Annotated in this window: 10 protein-coding genes; 1 reads left to right on the top strand and 9 read right to left on the bottom strand. The window is 74.3% G+C overall.

Annotated features, from left to right (window positions below):
* Window positions 1-2: 2 nt before the first annotated feature.
* The 7 genes from KF840_19535 to KF840_19565 all read right to left on the bottom strand — a co-directional run bounded on the left by KF840_19535 (window position 3) and on the right by KF840_19565 (window position 9076).
* Window positions 3-2174, bottom strand: coding sequence for a right-handed parallel beta-helix repeat-containing protein (locus tag KF840_19535; GenBank protein ID MBX3027100.1), 2172 nt, complete (start codon window positions 2172-2174; stop codon window positions 3-5).
* Window positions 2171-2572 (bottom strand): hypothetical protein, encoded by a 402-nt coding sequence (locus KF840_19540; protein MBX3027101.1) that lies wholly within the window; start codon window positions 2570-2572, stop codon window positions 2171-2173. Before KF840_19540 ends, KF840_19535 begins: the two co-directional genes overlap by 4 nt.
* A 236-nt stretch (window positions 2573-2808) precedes the next feature.
* Window positions 2809-3912 carry a hypothetical protein gene (locus tag KF840_19545; protein ID MBX3027102.1) on the bottom strand — a complete coding sequence of 368 codons (1104 nt, stop codon included), beginning with the start codon at window positions 3910-3912 and terminating at the stop codon, window positions 2809-2811.
* Window positions 3913-4138: 226 nt separating this feature from the next.
* On the bottom strand, window positions 4139-4903 hold the full coding sequence (locus KF840_19550; protein ID MBX3027103.1) for a phosphosulfolactate synthase: 765 nt from the start codon (window positions 4901-4903) through the stop codon (window positions 4139-4141).
* A gap of 125 nt (window positions 4904-5028) precedes the next feature.
* Window positions 5029-6543, bottom strand: a complete 1515-nt coding sequence (locus KF840_19555) for an argininosuccinate lyase (protein ID MBX3027104.1) — start codon at window positions 6541-6543, stop codon at window positions 5029-5031.
* Window positions 6544-6599: 56 nt separating this feature from the next.
* Window positions 6600-7784 carry an FAD-binding protein gene (locus tag KF840_19560; protein ID MBX3027105.1) on the bottom strand — a complete coding sequence of 395 codons (1185 nt, stop codon included), beginning with the start codon at window positions 7782-7784 and terminating at the stop codon, window positions 6600-6602.
* Window positions 7784-9076 carry a hypothetical protein gene (locus KF840_19565; protein ID MBX3027106.1) on the bottom strand — a complete coding sequence of 431 codons (1293 nt, stop codon included), beginning with the start codon at window positions 9074-9076 and terminating at the stop codon, window positions 7784-7786. The genes KF840_19560 and KF840_19565 overlap by 1 nt, the downstream gene beginning before the upstream one ends.
* Window positions 9077-9175: 99 nt before the next feature.
* Between KF840_19565 and KF840_19570 the strand changes: the two genes are divergently transcribed.
* Window positions 9176-10354 carry an NnrS family protein gene (locus KF840_19570; protein MBX3027107.1) on the top strand — a complete coding sequence of 393 codons (1179 nt, stop codon included), beginning with the start codon at window positions 9176-9178 and terminating at the stop codon, window positions 10352-10354.
* Between the two features lie 58 nt (window positions 10355-10412).
* Here the strand turns inward: KF840_19570 and KF840_19575 are convergent, their stop codons facing one another.
* Together KF840_19575 and KF840_19580 are read right to left on the bottom strand one after the other, a co-directional pair.
* Entirely contained in the window at window positions 10413-11723 is a 1311-nt protein-coding gene (locus KF840_19575; protein ID MBX3027108.1) for a flippase, read from the bottom strand.
* A complete protein-coding gene (locus KF840_19580) occupies window positions 11720-13063 on the bottom strand; it encodes a glycosyltransferase (GenBank protein MBX3027109.1) in 1344 nt (447 codons plus the stop codon). Before KF840_19580 ends, KF840_19575 begins: the two co-directional genes overlap by 4 nt.
* Between the last annotated feature and the right edge of the window lie 26 nt (window positions 13064-13089).

Below are 13089 nucleotides of genomic sequence, written 5' to 3' on the forward strand. Positions count from 1 at the left end.
GGTCAGTTGGCGCGGATCTCGACGTCGCCCCTGCGGTTGCCGCTCACCGCGTTGTCGCCGGGCGCCGCCTGCACGCCGGGCGCGGCGGCGAAGTCGCCGTTGCTGCCGCGGCGGAAGAAGATGCCGGTGCCCTTGTTGTCGACGATGGTGTTGCCGGTGATGGTCGCGTCGTCACAGCGATCCATGTGCAGCCCGTCCTCGTCGTTGCCGGCGCTCAGGTTGCCGGCCACCGTCGCCGCGCCGCTGCGCGCCAGCATCAGCCCGGAGCCGACGTTGTTGACGCACTGGTTGTCGCGCGCCGTCGGCGCCGCGGCGCCGTTCAGCACCAGGCCGCCGGCGTTGTTGTCGATCGCCGCGTTGCCGTCGAGCTGCGCGTCGACCGCCGCTTCGACGTCGGCGCCGGCACCGAAATTGCCCCGCAGCAGCGAGGCCTCGCAGCGCGCGCCGTCGGCGCCGCCGCCGATCAGGATGCCGCTGCCGCCGTTCTCCAGGGCGGCGATCTCGCGCGCCGCGACGCCGGCGCCGGCCGCGTCGATGCCGGCCCCGAGGTTCCGCCAGGCGCTGCTCGCCCGCAGTTGCGCCCCGCGGCCGCCGAGCCGGAAGCCGCTGCCGCCGCCCACCGCCGTGACGCCTTGGACGACGGCGCCGGCCGCGCTGACGTCGACGGTCGGGGCGCTGCCGCCACCCAGCAGGACGGTGAGCCCGCTGCCGGCGCCGGTGAGCTCGAGCGCGCGCGCGACGCGCACCGACCCGCGATAGAGGCCGGGCCGGACGCTGATTGCGATCGTGCCGTCGTGGTTGCGGTCCGTGGCCGCGTCGAGCGCGGCCTGCAGCGTTGGCGCCGAACGGCTCGGCACCGTCACGTCCGGCCGCCACCGCTGGACGCGCGCGTCCACCGCGTAGGGCAGGCTGGCGACCACCACCCCGTCGCGCTCGATGCGGAGCACGCCGGTGGCGCCGTCGCGGGTGCCGCGGGCGACGCGGCCGAGCAGCGCGCGGCCGTTGGCGCCGGCGATGAGCAGGGGGCGGCCGGCGCGCTGGCCGCGTTGACCGAGCACGGCCAGGGCGGGGCCACCGTCGACGACGACGCGGTAGCCGTCGGGCGGATCGGCGGGGTTCTCGAAGCGGTCGACCGGCAGCAGGCGGACGTCGAGCGTCGCGGACGCGGCCGTGGTGCCGAAGGTCAGGCGGTCGAGCGGCGGCGCGGCGGGATCGCGGCCGCGGCGGACGCTGACCCGCACCGCCGGCTGCGAGACGACGCGCGCGCCGTCGATCGTCGGCTCGCTGCCGTCGAGCGGCAGCGCGTAGGCGTCGGACGGCGGCACGGCCGCGAACTGCACGAGCTGTTGCAGCGTCGTCGTCGGCCCGGCGGGAACGGCGCGGTCGCGGATGATCCGACCGAGATCGCGCAGGGGAAGGAAGGGCAGCGCGGTCGAGATGCCGGGGCCGTTGGGAATGGCGCCGTCGAAGAACGAGGGGTCGAGCGAGCCGGTGAGCGCCACGGCGGCGAGCGCGACGCGCAGACCGCCGGCGCTGGCGGGCAGCCCGGCGCGGATGGCGATCCGGCCGCGGGCGACGCCGCCGCCGAGGATCGCCGCGGCGCGCCCGACCGGCTCGAGCTCGCGCAACTCGAGGTGCGCATCGGCGTCGCCGGCGGCGTCCGCGCTGGTGAGGCCGATCACGCCGTCGCCGTCGAAATCGGCGAAGGCCGCGACGACGACCGGCAGGCCGTCGAGATCGGCGGCCGCGAGCAGGCGGCCGGCGGGCCGCGGCGCGGCCACCGCGCCGTCGGAAACGAAGACGGTGAACGGGATGTCGACGCCACCCGCGCCGCGCGGGCCGGCGACGCCGCTCGGCAGGTCGCCGGTCGCCAACGCCGGTGGTGGGATGTCCGCCGAGGCCGGGCGGTCGCCGGCGCGCACGACGAGATCGATGTCGCCGATGACGCCGCGGTCGACGACGTCGTCGGCGGTGCCGAGGATGCCGTCGGCGCCGGGGCGCACCAGCGGCTTGCCGGGCAGGATCTCGTAGGGCTGGCCGCTGCCGGGATCCACCGGATCGCCGGTGAACACCGCGCTGGCCGCCCAGCCGGTGCCCGGCCCCATCACGAGCCCGACGATGGCCAGCGCCAGGCCGACGCGGCCGACCATCGCCCGTCTGCGCCCGCCGCTCATAGAGCGAACCGCAGTTGGTTGCTGGCGATCGGCTCGCCATCGTAGGTGCCGACGATCTGCGCCACCGCGTCGCCGGCACCGAAGCCGACTGGCAACACCAGGGTGATGGTGCGGCTGGTGACCGCGAGCACCCCCGGCGGCGGCGCGTCCTGCGCCGGCGCGCCGGCGACGCTGACCGTCACGCGGCCGGCGAGATCGAAGCGCGCGCTGCGGTCCCCCTGGGAGACCACCAGCCGCAGCGGCAGATCGAGCTGCACCGCGTCGGCGACGCCGAAGCTGCCCTCGAGCACCACCGTCCAGCGCTCGCCGCTGCCGCGGGTGGCGCTGGCGCGGGTCAGCGCGAAGGTCGGGTCGGTGTTGGCGGCGATCACCGGCGCCGCGACGGCGAGCGCGGCCACGATCGCCGTCAGCAGTGGGCCCGCGAGACGACGGGAGCGGCCGGCGTTTCGTTCACCGGGAGGACGGACGCGACGCCGCATCAGTGGTGGGATAGCCGAGCGGGAAGGTTCGACACGACAGGCCATATTGCATCTGCTCCGTGCCCTGGCGCAAACCGACGTCGGCGAGCGACGCCAACGGCGGCGGCCCGAGGTCACCCCCGGGCCGCCGATCGTCCAGCCCTTGCGTCACCGATTCAGCGGTGGCCGCCGCGATCATCGGTACCGCGCCCGCGACCGCCGCGATCGTCGCCGGACGGATCGCCGGCGCCGCCGCGACCGCGATCGTCGACCCGCGCGGTCGGCGTCGGCGTCGACCGCGTGGTCGCGCGCAGCGCTGCCGCCACGGCGCCGTAGTAGGTCTTCGAGCCGTTGCCATTGTCGTCGCCGGCCTCACCGCCGCCGTGACCGCCGCGGCCGCGCCCGCCATGATCGTCGGCGCGCGGCGTACCGGCCGGCGTCGCGCCAGTGCAGGGATCGGGGGAACACGTGCCCGGCCCCATGTCGACACCGCCCTGGGCGGCGCACTGCGCGGCGGTGCGATCCTCGCACTCGGCACCGCGATCGTCGGGCACGCAGCACTGGATCTGCGGATCGGCGGGGGGCACCGCCTGGCAGGAGTCGGGCGCGCAGCGGGTGCCGGAAATCACCGTGCCGCCGCGCGCCGCGCACTGCGCCGGCGTGCGGTCCTCGCACTCGGGACCGCTGTCGTCCGGCGTGCAGCAGAGGACCTCGGTCGACACCGGCGGCGCGCCGTCGCACGGATTGGGCAGGCACGACGCCGCGGCGGCGACCACGCCGCCCGCGGCGGCGCACTGGTCGGCGGTTCGATCCTCGCACTCCTGGCCGCCGTCGTCCGGCAGGCAGCACGCGACCTTGTCCGGCGAGCGGCCGCTGCCGGTGGGCAGCGTGCCGAGCAGCACGTCCGTGCCGTCGGCGGCGCGCAGGGTGATCAGGGCGCCGCGCGGATCGAAACCGAGCATCAGGTCGCGCCCGCGCGGCCGGGTGCGGAAGCGCACCGCGCCCGTGCCGCCGCCACTGGCGCGCAGCGTGCCAACCTTCACGCTGTTGGCGATGACCTCGTAGGTCTGGTCCGGCGCCAACCCGCGCGCCACCAGCACGAGACGGCCGTCGCTGTCGCTCCTCATCTGCAGCCGCACGCGGCCGAGGGTGCCGGCGCCGCCGGGCGAGGTGAGCGTCTGCTCGAGCCGCTCGCGTCCCCAGGCCGGCCCGCGGCCGCACAACACCGCCACGGCCGCGATCGCCAGCAGCGCGCTCTTGATGGTGATTGATGACTGCATCGTCGCCTCCTTTGATGGGCACCGACCGCCGGTGCCGGGAGACGGTTGAGCAGGAGGCGTGCCGCGCAGCCGCGGCCGGCGCGAAGGCCGTCGGCGCGCGCTGCCATGGCGTGGCCGTGGGGCAGTTCCCGCAGCGGGTGGGGGAGCTGCCCCACATCGGCGGCCGCGCCCGCTTGCCACCGGGGGCGCCCGGCGGAGCGGCGAGGGATGCGACAGTCGTCGCCGGTCAGTGGCGGCCGGCGCGCGGCAGCAGCATGGTGTCGGCGCGCAGGCCCTGGCGCATGGTCTCGAGCGCGATGACCTCGCCGGGGGCGATGTTGCCGAGGTTCACGTTGGTGCCGAAGTGCTTGATCATCCAGACCTGCTGCGCCTTCTGCGGCGCCTCGAACATGAGCCGGCTGGTGTCGATCTGGCTCTCGATCTCGTCGATCAGGCCGGTGCGGATCTCGCCGCTGCCGCGGTACAGGCCGACGGTGCCCGACTCGCGCCCCTCGGTGATCACCTTCCAGGCGCCCGCGTCGAGCTCCTCCTTGATCTGTTTCACCCAGCGCGACGGCGCGACCACCACCTCCTCGTCCTTGCTGCCGACTTCGGAGAGCACCTTGAAGTCGCGCGCCAGGCGCTCGATGTGGCGCAGCTTCTCGACCGCCGGCAGGGCGATCACCCCGTCGGAGATCTCGAGCAGCCTGATGCCGCGATCCTTGAGGTAGGCGACGTAGTCGTCGAGGCGGCCGCGTTGCAGCGCCAGCTCGAAGAGGCTGCCGCCGCAGTAGATGTCGACGCCGCGGCCGAGGCAGGCGTCGATCTTCGCCTCGAGGTTCTCGACCACCACCGAGGTGCCCCAGCCGAACTTGATGATGTCGACGTAGCCGGCCGCGACCTCGAGCAGGCCGTGGATGTCCGCCACGGACATGCCCTTGTCGAGCACGTGGGTGATCCCGACCTCGCGCGGGCGGCGGGTGCGCAGCGGGTCGGCGAAGATCTCGTGCAGCGGGTGCGGGCCGTTGTCGGAGCGGGACACACTCACGTGCCTAGCCCGGCGAACCGGGAAAACCAACTCAAATCGGCGCCGATGAGAGACTTGCCACGTGGGCGTCGCACGGCAGCCGTGGCCGGCTACCACTCACGGCCGAGGCGTCTGCCCACCGCGGTCCGCAGCAGGGTGGGGAACTGCGACCGCCGCTCCTCGGCATCGACGGCGGCGGCGAGGGCGGCGGCGGCGGCGCCCAGATCGGCGGCCATGGCGCGCACCGTGTCGGGGGCGCAACTGCCGATGCCCAGACGGCTGGCGACCACCTGCTCGGGCTGCACCGCGCGCCACAGCTCGTCGGCGTCGACCGCCAGGGGGCGGCCGACCGCGGCCCGGAACGCCGCCGCCAGGGCGGCGGCGAACGGCGTCGCCGCGGCGCCCACCTGGGCGCTGATGGTGGCGCCGACGATCTCGTGCGCGGTGCGGGAATCGACGCGCTCGCGCAGCAGCAGCAGGTCGGCAAGCTCGCTGCCGTAGGTGTGGCCGTGCCGCGCCTGCTCGCGCAGGCGGCCGAGGTCGAGGGTCATCCGCTGCAGCACCTCGGCGAGGAGGCGCACGAGGCCGTCCACCACCTCGAGGGCGCGCGGCAGCGCCTCGTACGACGTGTTGCGGTTGTCGATCTGGCCCGACGGCGTCTGGTTGGTGGCGATGACGCTCATCAGCGCCCCGTCGAGCTCGCGCGCCTGGCCGCGGATGAACGACAGCGCGTAGGGGTTCTTCTTGTTGGGCATGATGACGCTGGCCCGGCAGTGCTCGTCGGCGAGCGTCGCGTAGCCGAACTCCTCGGTCGTCCAGAGCTGCAGCTCCTCGGCGAGGCGGGAGGCGCCGGTGGCGAGCGAGACCAGCACGCCCATGAGATTGATGGCGACGTCGGGGCGCCACATGGCGTCGCGGCCGTGCACGTTCACCCGCGCGAAGCCGAGCAGGGCGCGCATGCGCTCGCGGTCGAGCGGCAGGCGGGCGCCGTTGGTGCTGGCGGCGCCGGCCGGCGACTCGTCGAGCAGGTCGGCCTCGCGCGCCAGCCGCTCGGCGTCGCGGCGCAGCGGCTCGGCGAAGCCGAGCAGGAAGTGGCCGAGGGTCGTCGGCTGCGCGTGCTGCAGGTAGGTGAAGTCGGGCATCACGTCGCCGGCGTGGCGCGCGCCGAGGTCGGCGAGCACGCGCAGCAGCGCGGCGGTGTCGCGGCGCGCCGCCGCCAGGGCGACGCGTTGGTGGATCAGCCAGCCGAGGGTGAGGGCCTCGCGGCGGGCGCGGCCGGCGTGCAGCCAGCCGGCGGCGGCGGGCACGCGCCGCTGCAGCTCGGCATCGCGGTTGTTGTAGAGGTCGCCCCACTTGGCCTCGAGGCGCAGCGCCGCCAGCCCCTGGTCGTGCAGCTCCACCAGCGCGGCGAGGAGCGCCCGCGCCGGCGCCTCGGGGATCACGCCGGCCTCGGCGAGCATCAACACGTGCGCCAGGTCGGCATAGCTGATGCCCTCGTAGAGCGCGTCGGCGTACGCGAGCTCGCGGCGGAAGGCGGTCTCGACCAGGACGGCCGACGGCCCGCGCCGCAGGCGTCCCCCGGCATCGAGATACCTGGCCCCTCCCGCATCCTCGTCTTTGCCCATGCTCGCGCCCAGGCGCGGAGTCCCGCCCCTGCCCGTGCCGCCGCCCTTCCTTCGCGTCATCCCAGGTACTCCCGTGCCGAGCGCCCGGCCAGTCGGCCGTGCACCAGCGAGTCGGTGATGCCGTTGCCCATCAGACGATTGCGGCCGTGCAGCCCGCCGACCATCTCGCCGGCGAGGAACAACCCCGGCCAGGCGGTGGCGCAGCGCGCGTTCACCCGGAAGCCGCCCAGGTAATAGTGCAGAAAGGGAAACACCAGCACGTCGGCGCCGATCCGGTGGTGGCGTTCGAGGTACTGCGCCAGCTTCGGGAAGTGGCGGCGCAGTTGGTCGGGATCGACGTCGCTCAGGGTCAGCCACAGGCCGGGCGAGCCGTCGTCGAGCCGCTCCGCCCGCCCCGCCTCGGCGGCGGCGAACATGCGCTGGGTGAGCGCGTAGCGGTCCTCGCCGACGGCCCCGACCTCGGCGCCGTGGCGGTCGAGCAGGCGGACGCGGAAGTTGACGATGCTCTCCGGCACGCAGCGGCCGACCGCCTCGTGGCCGCTGGCGGCCAGCCCGTACGGTTGGAACTGGAAGAAGTCGGCATGCTCGAGCGGCAGGCCGGCGGCGGCGAGGCGGTCGAACAGCACGTGGTTCTCATTCGCCGGATTGGTGGTCGGCAGGGCGCGGCGGCGCGCCTCGCGGTAGGTGACGCCGCCGGTGCAGCAGACCACGGCGCGGGCGCGCCAGCGCTCGACGGCGCCGGCGGCGCGCTCGACCTCGAGGACCAACCCGCGGTCGGCCGGCCGCAGGTCGACGACGCGGGCGTGGTCGAGCAGGTGCACCGGCGCCGCCCGCACGCGCGCCAGCAGGAGCTTCATGATCGCCGGCCCGATCTGGTCGCGCGACGAGACGATGCGTGGCTCGCTCAGGCCGCCGGCCATGCGGCGCACGATCTCCCCCTGCCCGTCGCGGTCGAGCTCGAGGCCCCACTCCACCAGGCAGGCGATGGTCTCCTCGACGTGGGCCACGAACGCCGCCAGGCGGTCGCGGTCGAGCGGCACGCGCGCCGCGCGCCGCATGTCGTCGGCGAAGCGGGCCAGCGCATCGGCCCCGGGCGGCGGCAACTGCAGCCCGCCCTGCGCCATGCCGGAGTTCGAGCGGCCGAGCGGCCCGTCGGTGAACAGCACGCTGTCGGGGCCGGCGGCGATCGCCGCCATCAACCCGGCGGCGCCACTGCCGATGACGGCGACCCCGCACTCCATCAGCGCCCGTCCTCGGTGCTCCCCAGTGGCCCCCGCTGGTCGCTCTCGCGGACGGCCTTTCTCGCCCGCGCCCCGGCCTGCGATTGCGTCCAGGTGCCGCCGGCGGGCGTGTCGCCAGGGGTGAGCGCGTAGCGCAGCCGGCGGACGATGGCGCCGGCGTGGAAGGCGGCGCTCAGCAGCGGATCGCGGCGGTAGGGGATCGCCGAGACGCGCGCCTTGGTGCGCGCCAGCTCCGCCAGCCGGGCGCGCTCGCCGGCGTGGTTGTTGAGCGCGACGTGCAGCTCGTGGACGAAGAAGCGGTCGTTGCGCTGCGGCCGCGCCACCGCCTGGGCGAGGCGCGGATCGCCGGTGAGATCGTAGTATTGGATGAGCGGCAGGTTGACGTCGGAGAACGCCGCCAACTTGATCCACAGCCAGGAGCGGCCGTTGACCTCGAGCAGCTTGTACTCGCCGTCGCGGTGGTCGCGCTTGCACTCCACCTGGCTGATGCCGACGAAGCCCATGGCGTTGAGCAGATCCTCGGCGTGGCGCACCACGGCGTCGGGCAGGGGCACGCTCTCGGCGAGGCTGGCGACGCCGTGGTGGTACGGATACTGGGTGAGCTTGCGGCCGGTGTAGCAGCGCAGCACGCGGCCGTTCAGGCCGCTGTAGGTGCCGACGGTGTACAGCTCGTCCGGCTCGCCGGGGATGTTCTCCGCCACCTGGAACTCGCGCCCGGGATACTCGGCGGCGATGCGCTCGAGGCAGCCCGCCAACGCGGCGGCGTCGTCGAGGATCTGCAGGCGGAACACCCAGTCGCCGGCGGTGGCGCCGCGCGCCGACGGCTTGACGATGAGCGGGAAGCGGAAGCCGTGCACGTCGGGCTGCTCGCCGCCGCGGAACAGGACGTGGCGCGGCGTCGGCATGCCGACCCGATCGGCGATCTCGTACTGCCAGTTCTTGCCGTCGATCTTGAGGCCGATCTCCGGTGAGGCGGGGATCCAGTAGCGCGCGGCGAGCCGCTCGCGGCCGATGATGATCGCCTCGAGATCGATGTCGGTGGCCGGGAAGAGCACGCCCCTGCCGTCGAAGCGGCGGGCCAGGCGCTCGAGGCCGTCCAGCACCGTCTCGCCGCGGCCCGGGCTGTAGGTCTCGCAGTAGCGCAGGAAGCGCGACAGGCGGCTGATCATCGGCGGCCAGTTGCGCACCACCGCGATCGTCGGCACCTCGGCCAGGCTGAGCGCGTGGATGATGCCGATCCCGGCCGCGCCCGGATCGAGCACGACGGCGGGATTGCGCAGGCGCTCGCTCATGATCGGAGGAGGTGTATCGCCAGACGGCGTTGATTCGCAACGGCGGATTCGGGCGGAGCGGCGCCTTGCGGCCGCCGGCTCGACGGCTACCCGTCCGAGGTGCCGAGCGACCGACCCCGATCGGGAACCCCGCCCGTCCTCGAGCTCGGGTTCCGCCCCTTCTTCCTCCTCGCCGGGGCGGCCGCGCTGGCGCTGATCGCCGCCTGGCTGGCGGCGCTGCGCGGCGCGCTGACCCTGCCGGTCTACTACGACGCCATCACCTGGCACGGGCACGAGATGGTCTTCGGCTACACCGCGGCGGTGGTCGCCGGCTTCCTCCTCACCGCGGTGCGCAACTGGACCGGCGTGGCGACGCCGCGCGGCGCGGCGCTGGCGGGGCTCGCCGCGCTGTGGCTGGCCGGGCGCGTCGCGCCGCTGCTGCCGGGCCTGCTGCCCGGCTGGCTGATCGCCGGCATCGACCTCGCCTTCCTGCCGGCGCTGGCGGCGGCGCTGGCCGGCCCGCTGCTCGCGCAGCCGCGGGCGAGCCAGCTCGTCTTCCTGCCCCTGCTGCTGGCGCTGGCGGCCGCCAACGCGCTGGTGCACCTGCAGATGCTGGGCAGGACCGGCGCGACGGCGCGGCCGGCGCTGTACGCGGCGGTGGACGTCGTGGTCCTGATCATCGCCGTCGTCGGCGGCCGCGTGCTGCCGTTCTTCACCGAGCGCGCCGTCGCCGCGGCGCCGCGCCGGCATCCGCCATTGGAGGCCGTGGTGTGGGCGAGCACCGCCGGGGTCCTGGTCATCGACGCCCTCGGCCTGCCCGCGACGGCAGCCGTGCCGGTGTGCGCCGTCGGCGCGCTGGCGCACGCGCTGCGCCTGGCGGGTTGGTACGACCGCCGCATCTGGCGGGTGCCGCTGCTCTGGGTGCTGCACCTCGGCTATGCCTGGGTGGCGATCGGCTTCGCGTTGAAGGCCGCCGTCGCGGCGGCGCTGGTGATCCCGATGGTCGGGTTGCACGCCCTCACAGTCGGCGCGATCGGCGTCCTCACCCTCGGCATGATGGCGCGGGTGGCGCTCGGCCACACCGGCCGCGCCCTGCAGGCCACCCCGGCCATGGCCGTCGCCTTCGCGCTGATCAATGCCGCCGCCGCGGTGCGGGCGCTGGCCGCCGCCGCGCTGCCCACCTTCTACGCGCAGACCGTGCTCGTCGCCGGCGGCCTGTGGCTGGCCGCGTTCGCGATCTTCGGCGCCAGCTACGCCGGCATCCTGGTCCGGCCGCGGCTCGACGGCCGCGGTCCCTGAGCAGCGGGCCGCGGGTGCGGACCACGGGCGGCGGGCAGCCGACACGCGGCGCGCGCGCTCACCCCCGCGCCAGGGCGCGCTGGGCGATGCCGGTGAAGTAGGCGACGTCCTCGCGGGTCGGCACGAGGACGTCGACCCAGCGCAGGCCGGATTCGCGCAGGAAGAAGTAGATGAGGATGACGCAGGCGCCGCTGTAGGCGACGGCGGTGGCGAACGCGGCGCCGACGATGCCGTAGATCGGGATCAGGACCACGTTGAGGAGCACGTTGGTCGCCAGCGCCAGCAGGCCGGCGACGGTGTTGACCCGCTGCTGCTGCCGGGCGGTGAAGTCGCGGGTGATGATGACGAAGATCGACATCGCCGCCACGCCCACCGCCGCCCAGGGCAGCGGCGCGCCCGCCTCGGCGTATGCCGTGCCGTACCAGAGCGTGATCACCCACGGGCCGCCGACCGCCAGCGCCACGGCCGCCGGCACGGTGACCATCAACGTGCGCCGGCAGCTCTGCGCGGTGAGCCGGTGCATCTGTTCCTCGGCGAGCGCCGCCAGCTTCGGATACAGCACCAGACCGATCGCCTGCGGCACCTCGAGGACCAACTCGGTGAAGTGCAGCGCCAGGGCGTAGAAGGCGGTGTGCGCCGGACCGAGGAACGCCTGCACCATGTAGATGTCGATGCGCAGCAGCAGGTGCGCCGTGACCACCTGCACGTAGGAGCGGACGCCGAACGACAGCATCTTGCGCAGCAGACGGGTGTCGAAGCGCAGCGAGAAGTGGATGGTCTCGCGCATGTTCAGCATCAGCCAGGCGATGTTGACCAGGCCGATGAAGGTGTAGGTGGCGATCGCCGCCGGCAGGCCGAGGTCGAAGCCCATGATCAGGACGGCGACCAGGACGAGGCGCAGGCCCTCGCTCTGCAGGAGGCGGCGGTTGTAGAGGCCGAACTGCCCGGTCGCCTGCAGGATGCTGTAGAGGTAGTTGTCGAGCAGCAGCAGCGGCACCCGCACCAGGCCCAACAGCAGGGCCCAGTCGGGCACGTCGCGCAGCACCTTGTGCAACAGATTGTCGCGCGTCGCCCAGATCACCGCCGACGAGGCGAGCCCGAGCAGCAGCGCGAGGATGACCGAGTTGGAGGCGACCTGGTCGACGGTCGCCTCCTTGCGATTGATGAAGAAGACGGTCGCCTGCGAGACGCCGAGCTTGACCAGCGTCAGCACCGTCGAGGGCAGCAGCAGGACGAGCGCGAGGATGCCGCGGTCGTGCGGCCCGAGCCAGCGCGCCAGCACCACGCCGCTCACCAGGCCCATCGCCGACCAGACGACGCGGGTGCCGAGGATGCCGAGGGTGTCGCGGAGCGCCTGTCCGATCTTCACGCCGCGCCCCGAGCGGCGCCGGCGGCGCCGCGGAACAACGCCGCCAGCTCTTCGATGTTCACCTCGCGGTCGAACATGCGCGCCACCGTCGCCGCGCCCTCGGCGGCCAGCCGCTGGCGCTGCGCCGGGTCATCGAGCAGCTCGGCCAGCACCCGCGCCAGCGCCGCCGGGTCGTTGGGCGGCACCAGCCGGCCGCTGATGCCGTCGCGGATCAGCTCGCCGATGCCGGACACCGCCGTCGCCACCACCGGCAGCCGCATCGCCATCGCCTCGGCGAGCACGTTGGGGATGACGTCGCGCTTGCCCGAGCGCTCGATGATGACGCTGGCGAGCACGAACAGGTCGGCGGCGGCGTAGATCTCCGCCAGCCGCGCCTGCGGCAGCGGACCGGTGAATTCCACCCGCTCGGCGATGCCGAGCTCGGCGGCCAGTTGGCCGAGCTTCTGCCGCTGCGGCCCCTCGCCGATCAGCACCACCCGCACCGGCCGGCCGAGCAGCGCCGCGGCGCGCAGCAGGACGTGGTGCCCCTTGTAGGGCTCCAGGCGCCCGCAGGTGACGAGACACGGGAGCGCGCCCGGCGCCGCCGGGCGCGGCAGCGGCCGGAAGCGCTGCAGACTGACGCCGTGGTAGTTGACCACCACCCGCTCGCCCGGCGCCGTGCCGGCGAGCAGGTTGAGGAACTCGGCGTTGACGCGCGCGCAGGTGACGGCGAACGCCGCTTCGCGCACCTTCACCCCGAGCAGGCGCGGCACCAGGTAGATGTCGTAGGCATGGGCGGTGAAGCTGAACGGGATGTCGTAGAGCCAGTGCGCCACCAGGGCCACCGTCGTCGCATAGCTCGCCCAGTGGGCGTGCAGGCGGCGGATGCCGCGCCGCTCGAGGTCGGCGCCGAGCCAGGCGGCGAGCGGGATCAGCCACAGCGACTTCAGCAGGTAGAGCAGCGGGCTGCGGTTGAACCAGCCGGCGAGCGTCTCGCGCAGGGTGCGCTGCCTGTCCGGCGCGTCGGCGCTCACCTGCTGCGCCTGCCAGGCGCGCCCGGCGGCGCGGTCCTGCCACCAGCCGCGGACGACGCCAGCGATGGCGCCGAGGTAGCGGGCCGGATGGCGCGCCAGCAGCGCCAGGTTGGCCCCCAGCACCGCCGCCGACAGGGTCGACGGCAGGTACGTCACCTCCGCCTGCAGCGCCGCCCCCTCCGGCTGCTGCGTCTTCGTCAGCGGCCGCTTGATGGAGTACAGCGCGATCTCGATGCCGCGTTGGCGCAGCGCCAGCACCTCCCACAGCACGAAGGTCTGGTGCAGGTTGGGGAAGGCCGGGAAGAGAAAGGCGATCGGCGCAGCCATGACGTTTCACCGCAGAGGCGCAGAGA

This window comes from bacterium (genome assembly GCA_019637795.1).
GTDB lineage: Bacteria > Desulfobacterota > Binatia > HRBIN30 > CADEER01 > JAHBUY01.

Coding starts and splice junctions, on each gene's coding strand:
- KF840_19580 (MBX3027109.1), bottom strand. CDS start 13,063: ATGGCTGCGCCGATCGCCTTTCTCTTCCCGGCCTTCCCCAACCTGCAC.
- KF840_19545 (MBX3027102.1), bottom strand. CDS start 3,912: ATGCAGTCATCAATCACCATCAAGAGCGCGCTGCTGGCGATCGCGGCC.
- KF840_19535 (MBX3027100.1), bottom strand. CDS start 2,174: ATGAGCGGCGGGCGCAGACGGGCGATGGTCGGCCGCGTCGGCCTGGCG.
- KF840_19555 (MBX3027104.1), bottom strand. CDS start 6,543: ATGGGCAAAGACGAGGATGCGGGAGGGGCCAGGTATCTCGATGCCGGG.
- KF840_19565 (MBX3027106.1), bottom strand. CDS start 9,076: ATGAGCGAGCGCCTGCGCAATCCCGCCGTCGTGCTCGATCCGGGCGCG.
- KF840_19560 (MBX3027105.1), bottom strand. CDS start 7,784: ATGGAGTGCGGGGTCGCCGTCATCGGCAGTGGCGCCGCCGGGTTGATG.